Genomic DNA, 25890 nt, shown 5'->3' with positions numbered 1-25890 from the left:
GGTGCTCCTCCGCCCCGTCGTGCGTGCCGCGGCCGTCCGCGTGCTCGTCCTCCCGGCCGGTGCGGACCGGGTGTCCGTCCCGGCCGGGACGGGCCTCGCGCGCCGCCCGGGTGCCGTCGCCCGCGGGCCGAGCGCCCTGGGCACGGACCTGCGGCGCCCGCGCCTGCCGACCGCGGAGCTCGGCCGCCCCCGCCCCCGGCGTCGGCTGCCCGGCGGGTGCCGGCGTCCGTCCGGTGGCCGCGCCGTGACCGCGCCCGGTCGCACCCGGCTCGTCCGCGGGCCGCTCGACCGCGCTCCGGTGCCCCTGGCCCTGACCGCGCGCCCCCGGCTGGGGCAGACCGTCCTCGGCCGCCGCGTGCTCGGCGGTGCGCGGCGGACGTCCCGCCCCCGCACCCGGCCCGGCCTGCGGCGGCACCAGCGGCGGCCGCATCGGACCGCGCCCTGTCGCACCCTGCTGCCCGGGGTGCGCCTGCTGCGCGGCCTGCTGGTGCGGGTACGGCTGACCGGCGCGGGCGTGGAAGGCCTGGGCGGCCGGCGTCCCGGCCTGTCCCGGACCGAACCCGCCCGGCTGGCCGTGGCCGACCGGCTGACCGTGCAACGGCTGCCCGTGCGGACCGACCGGCAGCGGAGCCCCCGGCCCGGCCGGGAACGGCTGCGCCGACTGACCGCCGGGCGCCCCGCCGAACAGCGGACCGCCCGGCGCTGCGCCGGCCGCCGCGTGCGACAGCGCGCCGGGCAGCCGCAGGTCGCCGCCGTGCGCACCGGTCGCCGTGGGCTGCTGCTGCCCGGGGCGGCGCGCCCGGTAGCTGGTCCGGTACGCGGCCGGGGAGACCCCGAGCTGACGGCGGAAGTGCCCGCGCAGCGCCACCGGCGAACGGAACCCGCACCGGCGCGCGACGTCGTCCACCGACAGCTCCGAGGTCTCCAGCAGCCGCTGCGCCTGGAGCACCCGCTGGGTGATCAGCCACTGCAGCGGCGCACTGCCGGTGAGCGTGCGGAACCGCCGGTCGAAGGTGCGCCGGCTCATGTACGCGCGAGCCGCCAGCACCTCGACGTCGAACTGCTGGTTGAGGTTCTCCAGCGCCCAGGTGACCACCTCGGCCAACGGGTCGTTGCCGATCTCCTCCGGTAAAGACTGATCGATGTACTGGGCCTGTCCTCCGCCGCCGCGGCGGCTGGGCACCACCAGACGGCGGGCCAGCGCGTTGGCCGCCTCGGCGCCGTGGTCGCTGCGCACCACGTGCAGGCACAGGTCGATGCCGGCGGCGGTGCCGGCCGAGGTGAGCACGTCGCCGTCGTCGACGAACAGCTCGCGCGGGTCGACGTGCACCCGCGGGTAGCGCTTGGCCAGCGTCGGCGCGTACATCCAGTGGGTGGTCGCCGGGCGGCCGTCGAGCAGGCCGGCGGCGGCCAGGACGAAGGCGCCGGTGCAGAGGCCGATGATCCGCGCGCCCTCGTGGTGGGCCTTGCGCAGGGCGGTGATGGCCTCGACCGGCGGGGGCTGCGAGATCGACCGCCAGGCCGGTACGACGATCGTGCCGGCCCGGGCGAGGGCCTCCAGGCCGTACGGGGCGGAGAGGGTCAGGCCGCCGGTGGTGGCCAGCGGGCCCTCCTCGCCGGCGCAGACCAGCAGGCGGTATCGGGGCACCCCGGCGTCCTGGCGATCCACGCCGAAGACCGACAGCGGGATGGAGCTCTCGAAGATCGGGGCACCGCCGAAGATCAGCACCGCGACGGTCTCCCGGCGGCGCCGGCCCGACAGCTTGCGCGGGGCGGCGGCCGTCACCGAGGCCGGGGAGCCGTTCGCACCGGGGCCGCCACCGTGGCCCAGCGGGCCGTGGCCGGGGGCGCTGCCGAGCGCGAGGCCGCCGGGCGGGCCGCCGACGGCTCCGGAGGCGCTGTTCAGGCCCGGCGCGCCGCCGGGGTAGGCGGGGTGGCCGGCGTAGCCGGAGTGGGCGGGATGGCCGGGATATCCGGGGTACTCGCCGCCGTAGGCCGGGGCGTGGCCGACGAGGCCTCGGCTGACGGGGTGTCCGGTGGCGTGTCCACCGGCGTGCTGCCCACTGACGTACTGCCCGCTGCCTGGTTGGCCTCCGTACGGGGCCGCCGCGCCGTGCTCGACGGCGGGGGCCGCGCCCGGGCCGCCGACGGCGGAGTGCGCTGCGGGGTACGAGGGATGCGGGGCAGCGCCCGAGCCGCCCGAGCCGCCGGAGGTGCGGGTGGTGGCGGCGATCGCGGAGGTGCCAGTGCTTCTCGCGGACCGACCTGTGGTGCCGGCCACCGCCTGGCCGCTGTCAGGACCCGCGTCGCTCCTGCTCACCCTGCTCAAGGCGCTCAAGCCCCCTCGGTGGTGTGGTGTGGGTGGTGCGGCACCGCTAGCCAAGATCGAAATCTATCGGGTGGACCATCACCGTTGTGACAAGTTCACCATCCGACGCTATGTCGACATGGCAATTTGGCGTGATGCATTCGATCACGAAGCGTGGCACCCGTCGACCTTTCTGGGAAGAGGGCCGAGGCAACGGTGGCTGGTTGTCGCAGGGCCGCTCCTGGGGCGTCCGGCCCCCGTGCGCCCGATCGGCGGGTCTGGACTGCGGATTTGCCCAAGCGGGAGGGATCGGCGCGAAATTGACCGAAAATCGGCGGTGCACAAGAGGGCGCACGGGCATGAGTCGTGCGCCTCCCAGGCTTCATCCGGCCAAGCCTGATGCGGGAGAACCGTTATCCGGACTGCCGGGTTACGGTCCTGCCGTGAACACCAACAGCCGGCTCGAACGGGCCAACGACAACGCTGCCGCCTTCTGGCTCGCCCAAGCCCGCGTGCACGGCTGGCGAACCCGTGTCCTCCCGGGCCTGACGGCGGTCCGCTGCGCCCGTACCCCGGACGATGCGCACCGCGTCGTGGTGACCCGTCCCTACACCGAACCAGGTTCGGTGGAAAAGGAATTGGCGGACCTGCTGGACGACTGGGCGACCATACGCTTCACCCTGGAGGACCCGTACGGCGGGCTCGACCTCTCCCGCTTCGGGGCCACCCGGATGCCGATCATGCCGGTGATGGTCCGGGACCCGGGCCCGGTCGAAGGCGTGACGACCGCCCTGCCCGCGGTCCACGAGGCGCACGGGGGCGGAACCCTGACGGTCGATGAGGCGCCGGACAGGGACAGCTTCGCGCTGGTCGAACGGGCGATCGTGGAGGGCTTCCCGCTGCCCGCCCGCCAGCCGTGGGTCCGCGGCGACGCGCTCCCCGAGCAGCTGCTGGGCGAACCCGGGTGGCGGGCGTGGCTCGGCCGCGTCGACGGCGCCCCGGCGGGCACCTGCCTCACCTACGACGACGGACGGGCCACCGGCGTGTACTGGGTCGCCACCCTGCCCGACTGGCGGGGCCGCGGGGTGGCCAGGGCCGTCGTGCAGACCGCCCTGGTCCACGCACACCCGGACCGCCCGGCCACCCTGGTCGCCACCTCGCTCGGCGAACCGCTCTACCGCAAGCTCGGGTTCGTCGAGCAGGCCCGAACCTGCTGGTGGAGCCGCACGTCGGCGGAGGGCTGACGGGCCGGGCGCCCGGCCGGCACCCGGCCGTCGCAGGGGCGCCGTGCCGCCGGGACGCTACCGGGCGACCGCTGCGACCGCTGCCGAGGCCGCTGTGAGGACGGCGGCCGCGGCGGGCTTCGCGGCGAAGGCGGTCCGAGCGGGCGCGACCCCGTCGGCCGCCGTACGGAGGGGCGTCGGAGGTACGACCGGGGCGGCCCCGCGGTCGTCCGCGCCCGTGTCCGGTGAGGCGCTCGCCGGTGCCCCGGAGACCGCTCCGGCGCCGGAGCGGGCATCGGCGATCACGGCAAACCCGCCGGATCGGTTTCGGACACCGGACGCGGCTCCGGCACTCGACGCGCCGCCCGCCCCGGCGTTCGCGGGAACGGGCGCACCGAGGCCCTCCGGGGCGGCCGCTGTGGGGCGCGCGCCGGACCGTGCGCCGAGCGGCGCCGCCGCCCGCGCCGGCACCCCGGCAGCCCTCCGCCGGGCCGACCCGCCGGCGAGAGTCCCCGGCCGGGGCGAGGGCGCGTTGCGGGCGGCGAGCACCTGGCCGACGGCCTCCGGCAGCCCGGCCGCCTTCAGCGTCGGCCGGTAGCCGATCTCCGCCCACGGCCGGCCGTGGTGCAGCCAGACGCTGCGCAGTCCGGTCAGGTCGGCCCCGGCGATGTCGGCGGGCGCGTGGTCCCCGACCATCCAGGTGTGCGCGGCCCAGTCCCCGGTGGGCGCGATGCCGCAGCGCTGGGCGGCAATCTCGAAGATCAGCGGATCCGGCTTGACGCAGTCGGCCTCCTCGGAGATGACCCAGCCGTCGACCAGCGGCCCCAGCCCCGTCCGCCGGATCTTCTCCAACTGCGGCCGGGTACCGCCGTTGCTGACGATCCCCAGCGTCCACCCGGCCGCCCGCGCCGCCCGCAACGCCTCGACGTGCCGGGGTGGGCAGTGGATGTGGGAGTTGATGCCGCGTCGGTAGTGGGCGAGCAGGAAGTCGGCGGAGACGTCCAGGCCGTAGCGGCGCCGGACCGCGGACAGTACGGTGCTGCGCGGTACGTAGCCGCCGCCGTCGAGGGTGACGAACCAGTCGAGGTCGCCGGGCGGCAGGCCGTGTTCGGACAGGAAGTCCTGCGCCCAGGCCCGGAAAGCGGCGTCCCGGGGGAGCAGCGTGTTGTCGAGGTCGAACAGGAGCAGGGGCATGTCGAGCATGGTGCCAGCGCCCGCGCCTATGCACGTGGCAAATGCCAGAGCGCGTCGCGAAGCCGTACGAAGTGGCTGAATCGGGCTCCGGCACCTGACGTACCGATCCCGCGCGGGGCCGGGTGCGGGTGGTGTACGGGCAGGCCCGTGGGGCGGGCGGGACTGGTGGGGCGTAACGGTTCGCGACGTGTCGCAACGGATCGTCGCCGATCAATGACAGTCCGGTCACGGTGTCCCGCGGGCCTGTTGCGTCGCCCGGTCCGCTCAGTCAAGCTCCAGGGAACCTCCTTTCCGGAGGGGGCGCGATGGCCTGCGGGCAGGGCGCACTGCCGCGGCGGGCGCATCCCTCTTTCGCGGGAACAACGTCGCTCCGGGGCTTCGCCGCTGGGCTGGGCCCCGTGCCCGTCGTACTCTGAAAGGAACAGGTCACATACGGTGCTGCGCGGTGCAGACCGACGTCATCCCGTGGGCGGGTCTGCTGCCCGGGCAGCGTCGTCCTCTCCTGTCGGCCCCTCTCCATCGAAGAGCCGTGAGCCATGGCTGGTTTTGAGCCTCCCCGACCGGTTGAACCGGACACGCCCCGCAGCGCGGGCGCCGCGACCGGGGGAGACGGCGTCCAGGGCCTCGGACGCGCTCTGCGCGGCCTCGCCCGCCGTGGCAACCTCGCCCGCCGTGACCGCTCAGGGCCCCGCCAGCGGCGTGGCGAGCCCCCGGCCGACCCTGCGGGGTCTCCGGTGACGGGCCGCCTGGGCCCGGGCGCGGAGCGTCCCGAGGCGGCCTCCGGCGCGGCCGACGCGTTCGGCGGGCGCACCGAGCCCTCGGCGCAGGACGCTCCCGCGCCATCTCTCGACCCGACGTTCCAGCACGGTGTGGTGGTCGGGTTCGACGGCTCGCTGTCGAGCGAGCGCGCTCTCGCCTACGCGGTCGGGATGGCGCGCCGTTCGCAGTGCGGCCTGGTGATCGTGCACGTCGCCAACCGTCTGCCCGCCACGGTCTGGGCAGGCTGTGAACCTCCCGTCTTCGTCGACCTCCCCGACCACCGGACCGAGGTCCTCGGCCTGGAACTCGCCTGCGCGGACTTCCTCACCGGGGTGCCGTGGATCCTGATCGAGCGCGGTGGCGACATCTGCCACGAGATCGAGGAGGTCGGCCGCGAGTACGCCGCCGACGCGATCGTCGTCGGCACGACGCACGGCCTGCTCGGCAAGATCTTCGGCTCGGTCTCCGGACGGCTGGCGCGGCGGGCCAACCGCCCGGTGATCGTGATCCCCTGAGGGTTCGCCCGAGGGTTGTTCCGGGCGTCTCCTCCTGTTGCCTCCTCCGCCGTGGCCCGCTCCGCAACACCGGTTGCGGAGCGGGGCGTTGACCCGGAGGGCTCGGCTCAGGACGTGACCGCAGCGACCACGAGCGTGACGGTCACGACCGCGACGGCGACGTGACGGTCACGAAGGTGCCGTCGCGACCGCGCCGGTCACCAGCGTGCGGTCACGAGGTGACGCCGAGCTCCCGGGCGATGAGCATGCGCTGGACCTCGGACGTGCCCTCCCCGATTTCCAGGATCTTGCTGTCGCGCCAGAATCGGGCGACCGGGAATTCGTTCATGAAGCCGTACCCGCCGTGGATCTGGGTCGCCTCGCGGGCGTTGTCGACGGCGGCCTCGGACGAGTACAGCTTCGCGATCGCGGCCTCCTTCTTGAACGGTTCACCGTGCAGCATCCGGGAGGCGGCGTCCCGCCAGGCCAGGCGGGAGGTGTGGGCGCGCAGCTCCATGTCGGCAAGCTTGAACTGGATGGCCTGGTTGGCGCCGATCGGCCGGCCAAAGGCCCGGCGCTCGCCGGCGTACTTCACGGACTCGTCGACGCAGCCCTGGGCCAGGCCGGTGGCCAGGGCCGCGATCGCGATGCGGCCCTCGTCGAGGATCCGCAGGAACTGGGCGTAGCCTCGGCCACGCTCGCCCAGCAGGTTGGCCGCGGGAACGCGGCAGTCGGTAAAGGACAGTTCGCGGGTGTCGGATGCGTTCCACCCGACCTTCGAGTACTTCTTCGAGACCTGGAACCCGGGGGTCCCGGTGGGCACGATGATGGAGGAGATCTCCCGCGTGGGCGAGCGGAATTCGCCTTCTTCACTCGAACGAGCGATCGGTTCGGTGAGTGCGGTGACGGTGACCAGACCGGTGATGTCGGTGCCGGAGTTGGTGATGAAGCACTTGGTGCCGTTGATGACCCACTCGTCGGTGGTCTCGTCGTACCGCGCGGTGGTGCGGGTGGCCCCGGCGTCCGAGCCGCCCTCGGGCTCGGTGAGGCCGAAGGCGCCGAGGAGTTCGCCGGAGGTCAGCCGGGGCAGCCACTCGCGCTTCTGCGCCTCCGTGCCGAAGCGGTAGATCGGCATCGCGCCGAGCGAGACGGCGGCCTCCAGCGTGATCGCGACCGAGGAGTCGACGCGGGCGAGCTCCTCCAGGACGAGGCCGAGGGCGAAGTAGTCGCCGCCCATGCCGCCGTACTCCTCCGAGAAGGGCAGGCCGAAGAGCCCCATCCTCCCCATCTCGCGGACGATCTCGTAGGGGAACTCCTCCCGCTCGTAGAGCTCGCCGATCTTCGGTGCCACCACGTCCTGGGCGAACTCGGCGACGGTGCGCCGGAGTTCCTCGTACTCGCTGCTGATCCGGTGGTCGAGCATGGTGATGATCCTCCTGATGCCCGGCCGGGTCGGCCGCGGGCGTGAACGGGACGACCGGGCGTCCGTCTGATGGTCCGACGGTCGCACGGTGTGATTGAGGGATGAGCGGTGCGGGACGGGCGTGGTGCGTGGCGCCGGCCGGACCGTACGGGGCGCGGCCGGCGCCGGATCGGGGGCGGGGCGGTCAGCCCCGGGCGGCGCCGAGCAGCGCCTGGACGGTGCGGGAGGGGCTGGGGCGGCCGAGGCGCTCGGCCATCCAGCCGCTGGTCGCGACCAGGGCGCGCAGGTCCACGCCGGTCCGGATGCCGAGCCCGTGCAGCATCCAGACCAGGTCCTCGGTGGCCAGGTTGCCGGTGGCGCTCTTCGCGTACGGGCAGCCGCCCAGGCCGCCCGCCGAGGCGTCCACCGTGGTGACGCCCTCGCGCAGCGCCGCCAGGGTGTTGCTGAGCGCCTGGCCGTAGGTGTCGTGGAAGTGCACGGCGAGCCGGTCGGCCGGGGCCCCGGCCCGGGCGAAGCCGGTCAGCAGGGCGCTCACCTGGCCCGGGGTGGCCACGCCGATGGTGTCGCCGAGGCTCAGCTCCGAGCAGCCCATCTCCAGCAGCTGCACGCCGTAGCGCACCACCTGCGGGACCGGGACGGGCCCCTCCCACGGGTCGCCGAAGCACATCGAGAGGTAGCCGCGGACCGCGACCCCGGCCTCGGTGGCCCGCGTCACGACCGGGCGGAACATCGCCATGGCCTCGTCCGCCGAGCGGTTGAGGTTGCGGCGGGCGAAGGTCTCGGTGGCGCTGGCGAACACCGCGATGTCGCCGGCGCGGTGGGCGAGCGCGCGGTCCAGGCCGCGCTCGTTGGGCACCAGGACCGGCAGCCGCAGGCCGGGGTGGCGCTCCGGCAGGTCGGCGAGCCTGGGCATCAGCTCCTCGGCGTCGGCCAGCTGCGGCACCCACTTCGGGTGCACGAAGCTGGTGGCCTCGACGGTGCGCAGGCCGGCAGCGGCGAGCCGGGCGATGAACTCGGCCTTGACCTCGACCGGCACCAGGGCGCTCTCGTTCTGCAGGCCGTCGCGCGGACCGACCTCGTGGATCCGGACCTCCTCGGGCAGGCCGGGGGCGCGGGCGGGGTCGGGCAGGCCCAGGTCGAGGGCGTCGGGCTCGTGGGCGGGGGCGGGGGTGGTCATGACCGCACCTCCGCGGGCTCGGCGGGGGCGGCGGCCGCTCCGGCCGCGGGTCCCCCGGTCGGGGCCTCCTCGACCGGGGTGACCACGACCAGCAGGTCCTCCATGGCGACGGTGGCGCCGGCGGTGGCCCGCAGTTCCGCCACCACGCCGTCGTGCGGTGCGGCGATCACGTGTTCCATCTTCATGGCCTCCAGCACGAGCAGGGGCTGGCCCTTGCGGACCGTCTCGCCCGCCGTGGTCTTGACGACGGTGACGGTGCCGGGCATCGGGGCGGTCAGGGCGCCGTGGTGGGCGCCGGCCCCGGCGGCGCTCTCGACGACCGGGTCGTAGGCGTGCAGCGGCCAGGCGTCGCCCTCGATGCCGAGCCAGGTCACCGGTCCGGCGGCGAGGCCGGGGGTGGCGTCGGTGGCCAGCGAGAACGTGGTCTGCAGGCCGTCGACGGTCAGGTGCAGCCGGTCGCCGACCAGGGTCGCGCGGGCCCGGTGTACCGGGCCGTCGCCGAGCCGGAGCTCCACCTCGCGGGTGAGCCCGGCGGAATTGTCAGTGACATCGGCTACGTTGCTCGCAGTGATCGAACGGATGCGCAGCGAGACCGGATCCTGGCCGGGGGTACGGAGCCGGTGGGTGGTCCAGGCGGGGGTGCCGCTCAGGCGCCAGCCGGAGGGAAGGGAGAACGGGTCGGTCCAGCCGCCGGTGGTGGCGGTCGGGGTGAGTTCCAGGTGCCGTGCCAGCGCGGCCGCGTAGTAGAGGAGGTGGGCGGGCGACGGCGGTTCGGCCGCTGCGGCGTCGGTCCCGTTCCCGGGGTGGGCGGGCGTCGCGGCCTCGGCCGGGGCGCTCGCGTTGACGGGGGAGTACGGCGCGGTGAGCAGGGCCGGCTGCTGCTGGGCGGTCTGCTCCACCAGACCGGTGTCCAGTCGGCCGGCGACGACCTCGGGGTGTGCGAGGAGCCGGCGCAGGAACCCGGTGTTGGTGGTGACACCCAGGATGCGGGTGTCGGCCAGCGCGGCGCGGAGCCGGCGCAGCGCGGTCGGGCGGTCGGGCCCGTACGCGATGACCTTGGCGAGCATGGGGTCGTAGGCGCTGGTGACGACGGTTCCGGGGGCGACTCCGGAGTCGACGCGGATGCCCTCGCCCCGGGGCTCGTCCAGGGTGAGGATGCGGCCGCCGGTGGGCAGGAAGTCCCGTTCCGGGTCCTCGGCGCAGATGCGGGCCTCGATGGCGTGGCCCAGGAAGGAGATGTCGGACTGGGTGAAGGAGAGCGGTTCACCGGCGGCGACGCGCAGCTGCCACTCGACCAGGTCGAGCCGGGTCGAGTCGGGGCCGACGGCGACGGCGAGTTCGGTGACGGGGTGTTCCACCTGGAGACGGGTGTTCATCTCCATGAAGAAGAAGTCCCTCACCCCGTCGTCGGCGGTGGCGGGGGCGTCCGGGTCGATGCCGGGGACGATGAACTCCACGGTGCCGGCCCCGGTGTAGCCGCAGGACTCCGCGGCGCGGACGGCCGCGGCGCCCATCGCGGCGCGGGTCTCGGCATTGAGGAGAACGGAGGGAGCCTCTTCGATCAGCTTCTGGTGGCGGCGCTGCAGACTGCACTCGCGCTCGCCGAGGTGGACGGTGGTGCCGCGGGCGTCGGCCAGCACCTGCACCTCGATGTGGCGCGGCCGGTCGACCCAGCGCTCCAGCAGCAGGGTGTCGTCGCCGAAGGCGGTGCGGGCGACGCGGCGGGCGGCGGCGATCTCGGTGGGCAGGTCGGCCCGGTCCCGCACGAGGCGCATGCCCTTGCCGCCGCCGCCGGCGGACGGCTTGAGCAGCACGGGGTAGCCGATCTCGTCGGCGGCGGCGACGAGCTCCTCGTCGGTGGGCGCGGTGGCCTGGCTGCCGGGGACCACCGGGACGCCGGCGGCCCGGACGGCCTCCTTGGCGTTGATCTTGTCGCCCATCAGCTCGACCGCACCGGGAGGTGGTCCGATGAAGACGAGGCCCGCGTCGGCGCAGGCGCGGGCGAAGCCGGCGTTCTCGGCGAGGAAGCCGTAGCCGGGGTGGACGGCCTGGGCGCCGGTGCGGCGGGCGGCGGCGAGGATCTGGTCGGTCCGCAGGTAGGTCTCGGCCGCCGAGCTGTCGCTGCGGTCGGCCGGGCCGAGTCGGACCGCGACATCCGCCTCGCGGACGTGCGGAGCGTCGGCGTCCGCGTCGCTGAACACGGCGACCGAGCGGACGCCGAGCCGCCGCAGGGTGCGGATCACCCGGAGGGCGATCTCGCCGCGGTTGGCGACCAGAACTGTGTCGAACATGGGAGGCGTTCCTCCGGGTCGAGGGGAGCCGTACGAAGGAGGTGGCGGGCGGTCGGGCGCCGGCCCGGTTCCGGACCGGCGCCGTGGACGTCACACCCGGAAGGGAGGGGTCACGAACGCAGGGGCGCCATGAGGAGGAATCACATGCGGAAGACGCCGTACGGGGCGGGCGGCGCCAGCGGGGCGTTGGCGCAGGCGGTGAGCGCGAGACCGACGACGGTGCGGGTGTCCATCGGGTCGATCACACCGTCGTCCCAGAGCCGGGCGGAGGCGTAGTAGGCGTTGCCCTGGCGCTCGTACTGCTCGCGGACGGGGCGCTTGAACTCTTCCTCCGCCTCGGCCGGCCACTGCTCGCCGTGCGCCTCGAGCTGGTCGCGGCGAACGGTGGCGAGGACGGAGGCCGCCTGCTCACCGCCCATCACGGAGATCTTGGCGCCCGGCCACATCCACAGGAAGCGGGGTGAGTAGGCCCGGCCGCACATCGAGTAGTTGCCGGCTCCGTACGAGCCGCCGATCACCACGGTCAGCTTCGGGACGCGGGTGCAGGCGACGGCGTTGACCATCTTGGCGCCGTGCTTGGCGATGCCGCCCGCCTCGTACTGCCGGCCCACCATGAAGCCGGTGATGTTCTGCAGGAAGAGGAGGGGGATGCCGCGCTGGTCGCACAACTCGATGAAGTGGGCGCCCTTGAGGGCGGACTCGGAGAACAGCACGCCGTTGTTGGCGACGATGCCGACCGGGTGGCCGTGGATCCGGGCGAAGCCGGTGACCAGGGTCGCGCCGTACTCGGCCTTGAACTCGGCGAAGCGGCTGCCGTCCACCAGCCGGGCGATCACCTCGCGCACGTCGTAGGGCGTGCGCGGGTCGACCGGGACGGCCCCGTACAGGCCCGCCGGGTCCACCGCCGGCGGCTCGACCGGGGTGAGCGGCCAGGGCTTGGCCGCGCGCGGTCCGAGGCCGGCGACGATCGTGCGGACGATGGAGAGCGCGTGGGCGTCGTCCTCGGCCAGGTGGTCCGTCACGCCCGAGGTGCGGGAGTGCAGGTCGCCGCCGCCCAGCTCCTCGGCGGTGACCACCTCGCCGGTGGCGGCCTTCACCAGCGGCGGACCGCCCAGGAAGATCGTGCCCTGGTTGCGGACGATCACGGCCTGGTCGCTCATCGCCGGGACGTACGCGCCGCCGGCCGTGCAGGAGCCGAGCACCGCGGCGATCTGCGGGATGCCCGCGGCGGAGAGCCTGGCCTGGTTGTAGAAGATCCGGCCGAAGTGGTCGCGGTCCGGGAAGACCTCGTCCTGCATGGGGAGGAAGGCGCCGCCGGAGTCCACCAGGTAGACGCAGGGCAGCCGGTTCTCCAGCGCGACCTCTTGGGCGCGCAGGTGCTTCTTCACCGTCATCGGGTAGTAGGTGCCGCCCTTGACGGTCGCGTCGTTGGCGACCACCACCACCTCGCGTCCGGCGACCCGGCCGATGCCGGCGATCACCCCGGCCGCGGGCGCCGCCCCGTCGTACATTCCGTCGGCGGCCAGCGGGGCCAGCTCCAGGAAGGGCGAGGCCGGGTCCAGCAGGGTGTCCACCCGGTCGCGGGGGAGGAGCTTGCCGCGCGAGGTGTGCCGGGCGCGGGCCTTGGCGCCGCCACCCAGGGCGGCCGCGTCGAGCTTCGCGCGCAGCTCGGCGACCAGCTCCTGGTGCGCGTCGGTGTTGGCGCGGTAGGCCGCGGAGCCCGGGTCGACGGCGGTGCCGAGCCGGGGCGCCGGTGCGGCGGCTCCGGGCGGTACGGCTGTCGGCACCGCTCCGGTCCCGTTCGCTGCGCTGAACGGGACGCCGGTGGGTACACCGGCGGTTGAGATGACCATTCCCAAGAGCTCCCTTGCCCTCGGCACCAGGTGGGCGCCGGATGTAGTGCGCCCTTGGAATCCCACGTTAATTAACGTTAACTTACGCCGCCAGGTTAACGGCCGATAACCCGACTGTCTACGATGGGCGGCATGCCGAACGTCCCCGCAGCCTCCGCGCTCCCACGCCGCGACCAGATCCGCCGGGAGGCCGCCCGGCTGTTCGCCGCCCGGGGCTTCCTCGGCGTGGGCGTGGACGAGATCGGCAAAGCCGTCGGGATCAGCGGCCCCGGCCTCTACCGTCACTTCGCCGGCAAGGACGCGATGCTCGCCGACCTGCTGATCGGCATCAGCGAGCGCCTGCTGGAGGAGGGACGCCGCCGGGCGGGCGGTGGCGACGGTCCGGCCGCCGCGTTGGACGCGCTGATCGGCGGCCACGTCGACTTCGCCCTGAACGACCGCGACCTGATCACGCTGCACGACCGCGAGCTGCTGAACCTCAAGGAGGAGGACCGCCGCACCGTCCGCCGGCTCCAGCGCGGCTACGTCGAGCTGTGGGTGGACGTGGTCCGGCAGGCCTACCCGCCGCTGGCCGACCCCGCCGCCGAGCCGGTGGCGCGTGCCGCCGTGCACGCCGTCTTCGGCCTGATCAACTCGACCCCGCACAGCCTCGGCTCGCACCCCGGCCAGGGCGAACGGTCCGGTCTTCAGCGCGACGCAATGGCCGCCTTGCTGCACACCCTCGCCCACGGCGCGTTCGCCGCTGCCGCGGACGCGGCCATCGCGGGCTCGGCTTCCGCAGGCTCGGCCACCGCGGGTTCTGCTTCCGCGAGCGGCTGAGCGAGCCCGCGAGCGGCGAATCCCGCGCTCACTCCCCGCCCGGAGGCCTAGGTCGAAAGAACGGGGTCGGCCCACCCCCGGCCGCTGGGCGTTCGACGGGCGGTGGGTGATCCTGGATGCGGGCGGTGGTCCATGCCGGCCGGGCGGAGGTCCGATCGGGAATCTCCGTCGGCCGCAGGCTGTTGCCCCGTCCACCGGACCGGACGATCCGGGCTGCCCCGACCCGCCCCGAACCCACCCGGGTCGGAAACGTCGTGGCGGCCACTCGACGAAATGGTTAGCATCCCTAAATATGCCTGAGACTCACGGATCCACGGTGGAGCAATCCCCGAGCGGCACACCGGCCGGTCCGACGACCCCGGAGGTCCCCGTCGACGAGCACGCCACGGGAGCGGACGCCACCGACGGGCGCACCGAGCCCGCCGGCTGGCTGCGCCGCCTGGTCGGTTACAGCTGGCGGTCCCGCCGCAGCCTGCTGCTCGCCTTCGGTGCCTCACTCCTCGGCATGGCCGTCACCGCGCTGGTGCCGCTGGTCACCAAGCTGATCATCGACGACGTCATCATCGCCCACACCCGCTCGCTGACCCCCTGGGCAGTGGTGCTGCTGCTGGCCGCCGCCGTGGTCTTCGGTTGTACCCAGGTCCGTCGGTACTACGGCGGCCAGCTCGCCCTGGATGTCCAGCACGATCTGCGCAGCGACCTGTTCCGCTCGCTCGGCCGGCTCGACGGCCACCGCCAGGACCGGCTGGACACCGGCCAGGTGGTCGGGCGCGCGACCTCGGACCTCCAGCTGGTCAACGGCCTGCTCTCGATGGTGCCGATGATGACCGGCTACCTGCTGATGTTCGGGATGTCGCTGGTCGTGATGGTCTGGCTGTCCCCGCCGCTCACCCTGGTCGCCCTGGTCATGGCGCCCGCGCTGTGGTGGGTTTCCGCGTTCAGCCGTAAGCGCCTGTTCCCCTCGACCTGGGCCGCCCAGCAGGAGGCGGCCGAGGTCGCGGGCGTGGTGGACGGCGCGATCGGCGGCGTCCGCGTGGTCAAGGGCTTCGGCCAGGAGGCGCAGGAGCTGGACAAGCTGGAGCAGGCCTCCCACAACCTGTTCGCCGCCCGGCTGCGTTCGATCCGGCTCAACGCCCGCTACAACCCGGCGATGCAGGCGGTTCCGGCCCTCGCCCAGGTCGCCGTCCTGGCCTTCGGCGGCTGGCTGGCGGTCGACGGCCGGGTCACGCTCGGCACCTTCGTCGCCTTCTCGACGTACGTCGCGCAGATGACCGGCCCGGTGCGGATGCTGACCATGATCATCACGGTCGGCCAGCAGGCCCGGGCGGGCGTGGAGCGCGTCCTGCAGCTGATCGACGAGCGCCCGCTGGTCCAGGAGCGCCCGGACGCGCTCACCCTGGATCTCGCGGAGGACGGCACCGCGCAGCAGAGCGGCACCCGGCAACAGGACGGCACCCGGCAGCAGGACGGCTCCCCGCACGGCACCACCCGACAGGGTGACACCCCGCACAGTGCCACCGTCGGCCCCCGGACCCCCGACGTCGCCCTGGAGTTCGACCGGGTCGAGTTCCGCTACGACCCCGAGCACCCCGCCCCCGTCCTGCACGGCCTCAGCCTGAAGCTGGCCCCCGGCGAGACCCTCGCCGTGGTCGGCGCCTCCGGCTCGGGCAAGTCGACGGTGGCCCAGCTGGTGCCCCGCTTCTACGACCCGGCCGCCGGTACCGTCCGCCTCTACGGCCACGACCTGCGCGACCTCACCCTGGACTCGGTCCGCGCGACGGTCGGCATCGTTCCCGAGGAGAGCTTCCTCTTCTCCGAGTCGGTCCGCACCAACATCGCCTACGGCCGCCCGGACGCCACGGACGAGCAGATCGTCGCCGCCGCGCGCGCCGCCCAAGCCGACGAGTTCGTCCGCGAGCTCCCGGACGGCTACGAGACCAAGGTCGGCGAGCAGGGCCTGACTCTCTCCGGCGGACAGCGCCAGCGCATCGCCCTGGCCCGGGCGATCCTCACCGACCCCCGGATCCTGCTGCTGGACGACGCCACCTCGGCGGTGGACCCGCAGGTCGAGGCGGAGATCCACGACGCGCTGCGCTCGGTGATGACCGGTCGCACCACGCTGCTGATCGCCCACCGCCGTTCGACCCTCCAGCTCGCCGACCGGATAGCCGTCCTCGACCGCGGCCGGCTGCTGGACATCGGGACGCACGAGGAACTCGAGGCCCGATGTCCCCAGTACCGGGCCCTGATCACCGACCCGGAGGCGGGCCGCGCCACCCAGCACTCCGCCTCCGCGACGCCGACCGGGAAACCGGTTGAAGCACAGACCGAAGCCCGAGCCGAGGCGCAAGCCGAACCGCAGGCCGGACCGCAGAGCGAGGCGCAGGCCGGACCGGAGCCCGCCCCGAGCGTTCCCGACCTCCCCACCCCCGCCCTGGGCAAGGCCGCCCGCACCGCCGACCCGGACCTGCTGGCCAAGGTCGCCGCCCTCCCGCCCGCCACCGACACCCCGGCCGTCTCCCGCGCCGAGGCGGAGGCCGGCGACTCCGACTTCGCCCTGAGCCGCCTGCTGCGCCCCTTCCGCGCCCCGCTGCTCATCGCCCTCCTGCTGGTCGCCCTGGACGCGGCGGCCGGCCTGGTCCTGCCGGTGCTGATCCGGCACGGCATCGACGAGGGTGTCCGCAAGGGCCTGATGTCCGGCGTGGCGGTGGCCTCGCTCACCGCGCTGGTCGTGGTGCTGCTGGACTGGCTGGTGCAGGGCGCCGAGAACCGGGTCAGCGGCCGCACCGGGGAGCGGGTCCTCTACACGCTCCGGCTCAAGATCTTCGCCCACCTCAACCGGCTCGGCCTGGACTACTACGAGCGCGAGCTGACCGGCCGGATCATGACCCGGATGACCACCGACCTGGACTCGCTGACGTCCTTCCTGCAGACCGGCATGGTCACCGCGGTGGTCAGCCTGCTGACCTTCGCCGGGATCTTCGCCGCCCTGCTGATCATCGACGCCGGCCTGGCCCTGGTGGTCTTCGCCGTGCTGCCGCTGCTGGTCATCGCCACGCTGGTGTTCCGCAGGAAGTCCAAGGACCAGTACGAGCGCTCCCGTGACCTGATCAGCGCCGTCAACGCCGACCTGCAGGAGAACGTGGCCGGCATGCGGATCGTCCAGGCCTTCCGCCGCCTGGACACCAACACCGACCGTTTCGTGGCGCGCGGCATCGCCTACCGCGAGGCCCGGGTCCGCGCGCAGCTGTACATCTCGCTGTACTTCCCGTTCGTCCAGTTCCTCTCCAGCGTGGCGGCCGCGCTGGTGCTGATCGTCGGCGCGGCCCGGGTCGACGCCGGGACGCTGACGGTCGGCGCGCTGGTCGCGTACCTGCTCTACATCGACCTGTTCTTCGCGCCGGTCAACCAGCTGTCCCAGGTCTTCGACGGCTACCAGCAGGCCTCGGTGGGCCTCGGCCGGATCCGCGAGCTGCTGCGCACCCCGACCACCACGGCCCAGGCGGCCGACCCGGTCCCGGTGCCCAAGGGGCTGCGCGGCGAGATCGACTTCGACGGGGTCGGCTTCGCCTACAACGGCGGCGCGGACGGCGCCCCGACCGTGCTGGCCGACGTGAACCTGCACATCCCGGCCGGGCAGACGGTGGCGCTGGTCGGCGAGACCGGCGCCGGGAAGTCGACGCTGGTGAAGCTGGTCGCCCGGTTCTACGACGCGACCGAGGGCACCGTCCGGGTCGACGGGGTCGACCTCACCCGCTACGACCTGGCGCAGTACCGCCACCGCCTGGGCGTGGTACCGCAGGAGGCCTACCTGTTCGCGGGCACGGTCCGCGAGGCGATCGCGTACGGCCGGCCGGGCGCATCGGCCGCCGAGGTGGAGGCGGCGGCCCGGGCGGTCGGCGCGCACGACATGATCGTCCGGCTGTCGGGCGGCTACGACCACGAGGTGGCCGGCCGCGGCCGCAACCTCTCGGCGGGCCAGCGCCAGCTGATCGCGCTGGCCCGGGCCGAACTGGTCGACCCGGACATCCTGTTGCTCGACGAGGCCACCGCGGCGCTCGACCTGGCCACCGAAGCGGCCGTCAACCACGCCGCGGACCGGCTCAGCGGCGGTCGCACCACCCTGGTCATCGCCCACCGCCTGACCACCGCCGAGCGCGCCGACCGGGTGATCGTGCTGGACCACGGCCGGGTGGTCGAGGACGGCACCCACACCGAACTGCTCGCCCGGGGCGGCACGTACGCCCGGCTCTGGCAGGCGTTTATCGCGGACGGCCACCCGGCGGTCGAGACCGTCGCCGCCGGGTAGGCCGCCAGGCCGGGGGCCGCTCGCACGGGAGGCCGCCTGCCCTGGGGGCGGCCGCCCGCCTGGGGAAGCCGCCCGCCCCGAATCATCTGCCTGACGGCCCGGCACGCATGGGCCGTCAGGCGGCGATCAGCGAGGTCAGCAATCCCGACGGGTCGATGCCCCGCGGCAGGTCGCTCACCTGTCCGTCCCCGACCTCGACCACCCGCCAGCCGGAGCCGTCGGCCCGGCTGGCGAGGTCGGTGGTGATGAAGCGGCAGCCGAGCGTCCGGACCAGCGCCCGGACGTCGGTGAGGTCGGGCTCGACGTTCCGGCGCGGGGCGTCCGGGTGCGGTCCGACCAGGATCGGCCGGCCGTCCAGCCACCACACCCGCGCCTCGACGGCCCGCCCGCCCGCACCGGGTCCGTCGCCCGCATCCGGCCGCCCGCCCGTACCCGGGCCGTCGCCCGCTTGGCCCTCGGCATCCTCCGCGGCACCGGCGGCGCGCTCGAACTCCTCGTACCGCCGCAGCACCACCCCGCCGGCCAGGAACTCGCCCTGCAGCTCGACGAACCGCTCCACCACCCGGCCGACGGCCCGCAGGTCTGCCAACTCGGGTACGTAGCAGGCCTCGTGCCACTCGTGCTTGCGCGACTTCACGTAGTCCTTGACGATCGCCGGGCCGCTCCCGCCGAGCCGGGCCACGGCCGCTGCCAGCTCCGTCGGGTCGGGCGCCACCGGCCCGTCGGACGGGATCCACGCACTGGCCGGGGTCGCCCCCTCGAACACGCCGTACCAGCCGGGCAGTTCGTGCGCCGCCGCGTAACCGGGCGCGCTGGTCAGCAGGTTGCCGCCCCGGGCGGTGAGCGCGGTGGCGAAGTCGGCGTACCGGGCCGAGGGGAGCATCCAACCCCGATACCAGAGCGGGCCGCTGTCCTGCGGCACCCGCCGGACCGCCTCCTCGGCCTGCCCGGCGAGCAGCGCGTCGTGGTCGACCAGGTGGTGCTCGCCGCCCAACTCCCGCAGCAGCCTGGCCTCCCAGGCGAAGTGCGGATCGGGCCGGCGCGGGTTGAGCGGATCGGCGGGGAAGATGATCGCGGGTACGGGCATGGCCGTCAGGGTACGGCGAACGGACAGGTCCCGCGCCGCGCCGGGCGGTTCGGAGCTCTCGTACGCCGGACCGGAGTGTCGAATCCGCTCGACGCCCCCGGCGGCCGCTGCGAGAGTGATCCGATGCGAAATCCGATGCGCAATCTGCTCCGCCCCCACAAGCGCGTGCCCCGGCAGGCCGCCCGCACGGTGGTCCTGGACGAGAACGGCTCGGTGTTCCTGCTCCGTTCGGACAACGACGAGGTCGGCGTCCACTGGACCATGCCGGGCGGCGGACTGGAACCGGGCGAGTCCCCGTGGGAGGGCGCCCGGCGCGAGCTGGGGGAGGAGACCGGCTGGACCGACCTCGAACCCGGCCCGCTGCTCTGCACCTGGGAACACGACTTCACCTGGCACGGCACCCCGGTCCGCCAGCACGAGCACATCTACCTCACCGGCGGACCGCACCGCGGCCCGGTCGGCGACGTCAGCGCGGTGCACGCCGTCGACCGGATCCTCGACTGGCGCTGGTGGACCCCGGCCGACCTCGCCGACGAGAACGCCGACGCGCTGTGGCCGCCCCGGCTGCCGGAACTGCTGGACTCAGTCCGCCGGGGCTGGGCCGTGGACGGACGCCCGCCGGTGCCCGTCGACCTCGGGTACATCCCGAACGCCCCGGTGGTCCGCTGACCGCCGACCGATAGCCGCCGGCCTCCACCCCGCCCACTGCCGGCCGTCGACCCAGGTTCGGGAACCGGCCCGAGGACTGCCTCAGGACCGCCCGCCGCGCCGGCCGCGCGTGGCCGGACCGGGCTCCCAACCGTGCAGTTCCAGCTCCCGGTCGTGCAGCGCGCTCGGGTTCATCAGCACCGTCAGCCGGGCGTCGGCGAGCTGCTCGAAGCCGAGCCCGGTCGCGGACAGCAGCTGCTCGGTCGACACCGAGACGGCGATGGCGGGGCGCCAGGAGGGCAGCACCACCAGGCTGGTGCCGCGCCCGACCCGGATCGGCTCGGCCACCACCCGGACCGGCGCCCTCTCCTCGGGCCGGCCGACAGCCTCGGGCTGACCGGGGCTGCCGCCGATCAGGATCCCGAGCGGTGGTTCGGCACGCGGTGGTTCGGCGTGCGGCGCCTCGGTGCCGGGGGCGCCGGCGTCGGCACGGGTGTCGGGGGTGATCGCGGTCGCGGCGTCGGCCCCGAACAGCACCCCATCCGCCACCGTCCCTGCCGTACCGGCGAGTTCACCCGTCCACGCGGTGGTACCAGGGAGGCCCACGCCGGCCGGGCCGGTCGCGGCCGTCTCCCGTGCGGTCGCCTCCTGCCCGCTCGGGGTGGCCTGCGGGTGCATCCGGCGCAGTCGGCGCGAGGGCGACGGCCGCCGGGACCCCATGGGCCACAGCTCTTCTCGTACCGGACGTGCCGCGCGCGTGGGTAGGCCGCCCTCCGGCGCGGCGACCGGCGGAAAACGGACGAACCCGACCTCGGCCTCAGCCTCCCCGCCGACCTCGGCACCGCCGTCGGTCTCGGTCCCGCCTCCGGCCTCCCCGTCCTGGCCGTGGTCACGGACGGGCGCGGGCGCGAACGTATCCGCACCGTCCCCGGCCGCCTCACCGAGCAGCGCCCGTACCTCCGCGACCGGCCGACGGCACGCGGCCGCCAGCTCGGCGACCGAGCGGCCCTGGGCGCGTGCGGCCCGCAGCCGTTCGGCGAACGCCGCCCGAAGGCGCGCCGCGGTCGGATCGCCGTCCGTGGTGGAGCGATCCGTCGCGGGGGCCGCTGCCGGGAGGACGTACGCATCCGCGTCGTCCCGGCAGCGCGGCTGCGGCACCGAGTCGTGACGGGACAGGGAGCCCTGGCGGATCACCCCGCCGGAGGAACCGGACGCGGACGCGCCGGCCTCGGCGGCGGTCGCGATCGAGCACATCGGGACGGTCGTGGCGGCCGTCCCGGGTACGGCGGGTGGGGGTGGGGATCCGGCGCTGTCCCCCGGCGGGCCGGGCAAGGACGGATCGGTCGGGGCGGGGTGGAGCGAGGTCATCGGCGGGCCCTTCGGGGGACGGTCTCGACGATCCTCCCGCACCGCGCGACCAGCTCCAAGCGCCGAACCCGGCGGTGTGCGCGAGACCACCGCGGGACCATCGCGAGCCCGCTGCGGGATCACTGGGGGATCACTGGGGGACCCCTGCGGAGATCATCGTGAGATCACTTCGGCAACCGTCGCGAGATCGTCGTGAGATCGCCAAGGCACCACCAAGGCGCCACCAAGGGATCACCACCGCGCCGTCGTCGCACCGCCGTGGCGCCACGTCCGCGGTGTCACGGCCGCGTCACCTCGCCCCTTCCCGGGATGCCGGATCAACTGCCGGGTGCGACAAGCCCCTTGAGGTCGGCGAGCACCGCGTTCGCCGCCATGACGCCGAGCCCGAGGAACCACGTCTCGTCCGAAACCGGCCGGGCCTGACCGGACTTGACCGCTCCGAGCGTCTTCCCGAGGGCGCCGCCCAGCATCGCGTCCTGGTTGGTCGAACCGGGGCTGCCGTACGCGCCGTAGAAGATCCAGTCGGCGTCGGCCTTGCCGATCTGCTCCGGGCTGACCTCGACCGCGAGCTCCTCGACCTGCTCGATCTGCGGCTGCGGCAGCGGCACGTCGGTGAGGATGGTGCCGTTGAAGGAGGGCTCGGCGTACAGCCGGGTCCGGCCCGGCATGAGGCGCAGCGGCGTGATGGTGGGCCGCTTGTCGCCGAACATGTCGCCGAGTTTGGCGCCGATCGCGGTGGCCGCCGCCTGGTAGTCGTCGAGCTGTGTCTTGGCCTCGGCTTCCAGGCCGAACGTGCTCGGGTTGAGCAGGAAGTTCTGCTTCCAGGGGTAGCCGGGGCGCAGTGAGAAGACGGTCAGGGCGATCTTGGACAGTTGCGCGTACTGGTCCTGGGTGCGCAGTTGGCGACCGAGGATGAGGTTCGGCTTGAGTGCGGCGATCGCTTCCAAGTTGAGGCTGCTCGGCGCCGCGCTGATGACCGGCTACGGCCTGGTGCGGCCGGAGTTCCTCCGCGGCGAGACGCTGCGCAAGGAAACCCCCGCGCTGGTGGTGGAACGACGCTAATCTTGAGCACATGAAGCGCTTCGTGGGCCTGTGCTGGTGGCCGTCCTAGGACGGCCACCAGCACTCGCCTGACCAGGGCCGTCCGGGATGGACGGCCCTGTTGCGTTTCCCCGCTCTCCCGCGGGACGGGCCCCTCGCCCCGGACGGCCGCCACCACCGCCGTACCGAGGAGAAACCGTGACCGTCGAGACCATCGCCACTGCCGACACCGCAGCCGCTGCCACCGCCGCCGCCACTGCCGTGGCCGAGCCCGGCGCCGCTACTGCCGCCGCTGCCGGCGCCGATCCCGCGCTCATCGACGACCCGACCGCCCACCGCGTCCTCACCGGGGACCGCCCCACCGGCCCGCTCCACCTCGGCCACTACTTCGGCACCCTGCGCAACCGCGTCCGGCTACAGGACCAGGGCATCGAGATGTTCGTCGTGGTCGCCGACTACCAGGTCATCACCGACCGCGACCTCGCCGACCGGCTCGCCGAGCACACCGAGAACCTCGTCCTCGACTACCTCGCGGCCGGCCTCGACCCCGAGCGGGCCACGATCTTCGCCCACAGTGCCGTCCCCGCCCTCAACCAGCTGCTGCTGCCGTTCCTCAGCCTGGTCAGCGTCGCCGAACTGAACCGCAACCCCACCGTCAAGGACGAGATCGCCCACTCCCGCCAGTCCGCCGTCAGCGGACTGATGTTCACCTACCCCGTCCACCAGGCCGCCGACATCCTCTTCTGCAAGGCCGACCTCGTCCCGGTCGGCCAGGACCAGCTGCCCCACCTCGAAGTCGCCCGCACCATCGCCCGCCGCTTCCACGAGCGCTACCCGCACGCCGACGGCAGCGCCGTCTTCCCCCGCCCGCAGGCCCTGCTCTCCGACGCCCCGATGCTGCTCGGCACCGACGGCGGAAAGATGAGCAAGAGCCGGGGCAACGCCGTCGCCCTCGGCGCCACCGAGGACGAGACCGCCCGCATCATCCGCGGCGTCAGGACCGACGCCGACCGCCGCATCGGCTACGACCCCGTCGACCGGCCCGAGGTGTCCAGCCTCGTCCTGCTCGCCGCGCTCTGCCAGGACCGCGCCCCGAAGCCGTCGCCGAGGAGATCGGCGACGGTGGAGCCGCCGTGCTCAAGCGCGTCGTCACCGAGTCCGTCAACGAGTACCTCCGCCCGCTGCGCGCCCGCCGCGCCGAACTCGCCGCCGACCGCGGCCACCTGCGGCAGGTCCTGCGCGACGGCGCCGAACGCGCCAACGCCGTCGCGGACGCCACCCTGGCGGAGGTCCGAGAGGTGATGGGCGCGGTGATCTGAAGAGCCATCACCCGGCGGGGCCGCGTCTCGCGGGTGCCGCCCCTTGGGCGCCGACCCGCAGACATCGGCGTGACGATGCGAGGGCATATCGTCACCGGGCGGCCGCGACCACACCGCGGCCGCCCGTGCCCTACCCCGCTCCCGCGCCCGAAAGGCGGCCCGGCCCATGGACCAGAACCCGACCACACCCGGCCAGGGGCTGACCCGCCCGCCGCACCTGCGCCCCGGCGACCACATCGTCGTCGTCGCCCCCAGCGGCCCGATCGACTCCGAACGCCTCACCGCCGGCTGCGCGATCCTCCGCTCCTGGGGACTGCGGGTCACCGTCGCCCCGCACGTCCTCGACACCCACCCAACCCTCGGCTACCTCGCCGGTACCGACGCCGACCGCACGGCCGACCTCCAGAACGCCTGGCTCGACCCCACCGTCGACGCCGTCATCTGCGCCCGCGGCGGCTACGGCGTGCACCGCATGGTCGACCTGCTCGACTGGACGGCGATGCGCGCCGCCGCACCCAAGCCCTTCATCGGCTTCAGCGACGTCAGCTCCCTGCACGAGGCCTTCGCCCAGCGCCTCGGCCTCGCCACCCTGTACGGGCCGATGGCCGCCGCCGGCTCCTTCATCTCCGACGGCCCCACCGCCGAACACCTGCGCCGCACCCTCTTCGACCCCGCCACGACCACGGTCCTCACCTCGGCCACCGCCGCACCGCTCATCCCCGGCCGGGCCCGCGGTGTCACCGCCGGAGGATGCGCCCACGTCCTCGCCGCCGAGCGCGGCACTCCCGCCGCCCGACCCACGTACGCGGGCAGCATCCTCGTGCTCGAGGACGTGAACGAACACCCGTACCAGCTCGACCGCCTCCTCACCCAGTTCCTGCGCTCCGGCGCCCTCGACGGCGTGGCCGGCATCGCCCTCGGCTCCTGGGAGGGCTGCGGGCGGCCCGAGCGGATCCGCGAGCTGATGCTCGACCGGCTCGGCGCGCTCGGCATACCGGTGCTCTGGGAACTGGGGTTCGGACACTGCCCCTCCACCCTCACCGTCCCGCTGGGCGTCCCCGCCCTGCTCGACGCCGACGCCGGCACGCTCACCCTGGACCTGCCCGCGCTGGCCGAGCGGCCCCGCTGACCGCAGCGTTATCGAACGCCCGGTTCCGCGGACACCCGGTGAGTAAGGTGCGGCCATGAACGAGGACCGCCTCACCGCCCTCGCCCTCGGCTTCCTCCGCGGCCAGGGCAGCAACGCCCGTACGATCCTCGGACTTGTCGGCCCGCCGGGCGCCGGCAAGTCCACCCTGGCCCGCCACCTGGTCGCCGAGGTCGAGCGCGCCGAAGGACCCGGCACCGCCGCCTACGTCCCGCTCGACGGCTTCCACCTCTCCGGCGCCCAGCTCGGCCGCCTCGGTCTGACCCACCGCAAGGGCGCCCCGGCCACCTTCGACGCCCACGGCTACGTCGCCCTGCTGCGCCGCATCGCCGCCGACCGCTTCCAGGACATCTACGTCCCGGACTTCGACCGCACCCTGGACGAACCGGTCGCCGCCCGCCACGTGGTCCGCCCGCGGAGCCGGCTCGTCATCACCGAAGGCAACTACCTCGCCTCCGCCGACTCCCCCTGGCCGGACGCCCGCCGCCTGCTGCGCGAACTCTGGTACGTCCACACCGACGACGCCGTCCGCGAGGAGCGCCTGCTCGGCCGCCACCGCGCCGGCGGCCGCGACGAAACCACCGCCCACCAGTGGGTCACCGGCAACGACCACCCCAACGGCGAGTACGTGAAACCCGGCCGGGCGCTCTGCACCCGGACCGTCCCCGGGACCGGTTTGCCTCCGGCGCCGGACAGGCGTAGTGTTCTCTAGTCGCTCGGCAGGGAGCACCGGACACGCATCGGCGCGGACGGTCCCGGGGCGGCCAATCCTCTGAAACACCACTTCCCAGGTTCGGGCTGGGTTGCGTCTGCATTTGTGCGTCGCGGCTCGGTTCTTATTCGGCGTGTTCGTTTTATCGGATTGCGGCTGGATTCGCTTTTCGGAGCGGGGATCGGCTAGAGTTTGAAACGTCGGACAGGGCGTCAAGCTCCGGAAGACACCGGCGAGTTGGATGAACGAAGCCCCGGAAACGGAGCGGAAAACATCTGATAAGCTGGGAACACGAAAGAACGAAGCCCGGAGGGTCCGCTGGAAGGCGGTCCGAAGGAAGCGTCCGTTCCTTGAGAACTCAACAGCGTGCCAAAAGTCAACGCCAGATATGTTGACATCCCCGGCCTCAGGATTTCCTGGGGTTGGAGATTCCTTTTGAAATAACACTAGCGAGGACGCAGTGCGCGGGGCCGCCCTATTCCGGTGGTTGCCGTGCCGCTCAACGCGAGTGTCGACCCGATTACGGGTAAACATTCACGGAGAGTTTGATCCTGGCTCAGGACGAACGCTGGCGGCGTGCTTAACACATGCAAGTCGAACGGTGAAGCCCTTCGGGGTGGATCAGTGGCGAACGGGTGAGTAACACGTGGGAAATCTGCCCTGAACTCTGGGACAAGCCTTGGAAACGAGGTCTAATACCGGATATGACCTGCCTCCG

The 25890-nt window shown here is 73.7% G+C and carries 16 protein-coding genes, 1 rRNA gene and 2 pseudogenes; 10 read left to right on the top strand and 9 right to left on the bottom strand.

Annotated features, from left to right (window positions below):
* Positions 1–783: 783 nt before the first annotated feature.
* Positions 784–1786 (bottom strand): annotated as a pseudogene (locus ACIBEC_RS23885) (helix-turn-helix domain-containing protein); the annotation flags it as partial.
* Between the two features lie 965 nt (positions 1787–2751).
* Here ACIBEC_RS23885 and ACIBEC_RS23880 point away from each other — a divergent pair.
* On the top strand, positions 2752–3552 hold the full coding sequence (locus ACIBEC_RS23880; RefSeq protein WP_360497179.1) for a GNAT family N-acetyltransferase: 801 nt from the start codon (positions 2752–2754) through the stop codon (positions 3550–3552).
* Positions 3553–3609: 57 nt separating this feature from the next.
* Here the strand turns inward: ACIBEC_RS23880 and ACIBEC_RS23875 are convergent, their stop codons facing one another.
* The gene (locus tag ACIBEC_RS23875) at positions 3610–4725 is read right to left on the bottom strand and encodes an HAD-IA family hydrolase (RefSeq protein WP_360497181.1); all 1116 of its coding nucleotides are present in this window, start codon (positions 4723–4725) and stop codon (positions 3610–3612) included.
* Between the two features lie 734 nt (positions 4726–5459).
* Between ACIBEC_RS23875 and ACIBEC_RS23870 the strand changes: the two genes are divergently transcribed.
* Positions 5460–5999 carry a universal stress protein gene (locus ACIBEC_RS23870; RefSeq protein ID WP_396288805.1) on the top strand — a complete coding sequence of 180 codons (540 nt, stop codon included), beginning with the start codon at positions 5460–5462 and terminating at the stop codon, positions 5997–5999.
* Positions 6000–6210: 211 nt separating this feature from the next.
* On the opposite strand, the gene ACIBEC_RS23865 is transcribed toward ACIBEC_RS23870, so the two are convergent.
* From ACIBEC_RS23865 to ACIBEC_RS23850, 4 genes are all read right to left on the bottom strand, one after another.
* The gene (locus ACIBEC_RS23865) at positions 6211–7401 is read right to left on the bottom strand and encodes an acyl-CoA dehydrogenase family protein (RefSeq protein WP_360497184.1); all 1191 of its coding nucleotides are present in this window, start codon (positions 7399–7401) and stop codon (positions 6211–6213) included.
* Between the two features lie 184 nt (positions 7402–7585).
* Positions 7586–8578, bottom strand: a complete 993-nt coding sequence (locus tag ACIBEC_RS23860) for a hydroxymethylglutaryl-CoA lyase (protein ID WP_360497187.1) — start codon at positions 8576–8578, stop codon at positions 7586–7588.
* Positions 8575–10869 carry a biotin carboxylase N-terminal domain-containing protein gene (locus ACIBEC_RS23855; RefSeq protein ID WP_360497190.1) on the bottom strand — a complete coding sequence of 765 codons (2295 nt, stop codon included), beginning with the start codon at positions 10867–10869 and terminating at the stop codon, positions 8575–8577. Before ACIBEC_RS23855 ends, ACIBEC_RS23860 begins: the two co-directional genes overlap by 4 nt.
* A gap of 140 nt (positions 10870–11009) precedes the next feature.
* Positions 11010–12722 (bottom strand): carboxyl transferase domain-containing protein, encoded by a 1713-nt coding sequence (locus tag ACIBEC_RS23850; RefSeq protein ID WP_360497193.1) that lies wholly within the window; start codon positions 12720–12722, stop codon positions 11010–11012.
* A 132-nt stretch (positions 12723–12854) separates the two neighbouring features.
* Between ACIBEC_RS23850 and ACIBEC_RS23845 the strand changes: the two genes are divergently transcribed.
* Together ACIBEC_RS23845 and ACIBEC_RS23840 are read left to right on the top strand one after the other, a co-directional pair.
* A complete protein-coding gene (locus tag ACIBEC_RS23845; RefSeq protein WP_360497196.1) occupies positions 12855–13541 on the top strand; it encodes a TetR/AcrR family transcriptional regulator in 687 nt (228 codons plus the stop codon).
* 292 nt (positions 13542–13833) lie between these two features.
* Positions 13834–17850, top strand: a complete 4017-nt coding sequence (locus ACIBEC_RS23840; protein ID WP_360497199.1) for an ABC transporter transmembrane domain-containing protein — start codon at positions 13834–13836, stop codon at positions 17848–17850.
* Between the two features lie 115 nt (positions 17851–17965).
* Here the strand turns inward: ACIBEC_RS23840 and ACIBEC_RS23835 are convergent, their stop codons facing one another.
* Positions 17966–18937: an ATP-grasp domain-containing protein gene (locus tag ACIBEC_RS23835; protein WP_360497201.1), complete on the bottom strand. Its 972-nt coding sequence runs from the start codon at positions 18935–18937 to the stop codon at positions 17966–17968.
* Between the two features lie 123 nt (positions 18938–19060).
* Here ACIBEC_RS23835 and ACIBEC_RS23830 point away from each other — a divergent pair, with 123 nt between their 5' ends.
* Positions 19061–19606: an NUDIX domain-containing protein gene (locus tag ACIBEC_RS23830; protein WP_360497204.1), complete on the top strand. Its 546-nt coding sequence runs from the start codon at positions 19061–19063 to the stop codon at positions 19604–19606.
* Positions 19607–19687: 81 nt separating this feature from the next.
* Here the strand turns inward: ACIBEC_RS23830 and ACIBEC_RS23825 are convergent, their stop codons facing one another.
* On the bottom strand, positions 19688–20953 hold the full coding sequence (locus ACIBEC_RS23825; RefSeq protein WP_360497207.1) for a hypothetical protein: 1266 nt from the start codon (positions 20951–20953) through the stop codon (positions 19688–19690).
* 317 nt (positions 20954–21270) lie between these two features.
* Positions 21271–21900 carry an ABC transporter substrate-binding protein gene (locus ACIBEC_RS23820; protein ID WP_360497210.1) on the bottom strand — a complete coding sequence of 210 codons (630 nt, stop codon included), beginning with the start codon at positions 21898–21900 and terminating at the stop codon, positions 21271–21273.
* On the opposite strand from ACIBEC_RS23820, the gene ACIBEC_RS23815 reads away from it, so the two are divergent.
* From ACIBEC_RS23815 to ACIBEC_RS23795, 5 genes and pseudogenes are all read left to right on the top strand, one after another.
* Positions 21878–22015: a hypothetical protein gene (locus ACIBEC_RS23815; RefSeq protein ID WP_360497213.1), complete on the top strand. Its 138-nt coding sequence runs from the start codon at positions 21878–21880 to the stop codon at positions 22013–22015. The two genes, ACIBEC_RS23820 and ACIBEC_RS23815, sit on opposite strands and share 23 nt — an antisense overlap.
* 240 nt (positions 22016–22255) lie before the next feature.
* Positions 22256–23313, top strand: a pseudogene (trpS, locus tag ACIBEC_RS23810) (tryptophan--tRNA ligase).
* A 166-nt stretch (positions 23314–23479) separates the two neighbouring features.
* On the top strand, positions 23480–24442 hold the full coding sequence (locus tag ACIBEC_RS23805; protein ID WP_360497216.1) for an LD-carboxypeptidase: 963 nt from the start codon (positions 23480–23482) through the stop codon (positions 24440–24442).
* Positions 24443–24497: 55 nt separating this feature from the next.
* Positions 24498–25172, top strand: a complete 675-nt coding sequence (locus tag ACIBEC_RS23800; protein ID WP_360497218.1) for a nucleoside/nucleotide kinase family protein — start codon at positions 24498–24500, stop codon at positions 25170–25172.
* A 533-nt stretch (positions 25173–25705) separates the two neighbouring features.
* Positions 25706–25890, top strand: a 16S ribosomal RNA gene (locus tag ACIBEC_RS23795); the annotation flags it as partial.

Source organism: Kitasatospora sp. NPDC051164 (assembly GCF_044455625.1).
GTDB lineage: Bacteria > Actinomycetota > Actinomycetes > Streptomycetales > Streptomycetaceae > Kitasatospora.
Note: the sequence above shows the minus strand (reverse complement) of the source record. Positions and strands in the feature narration are given on the sequence as shown.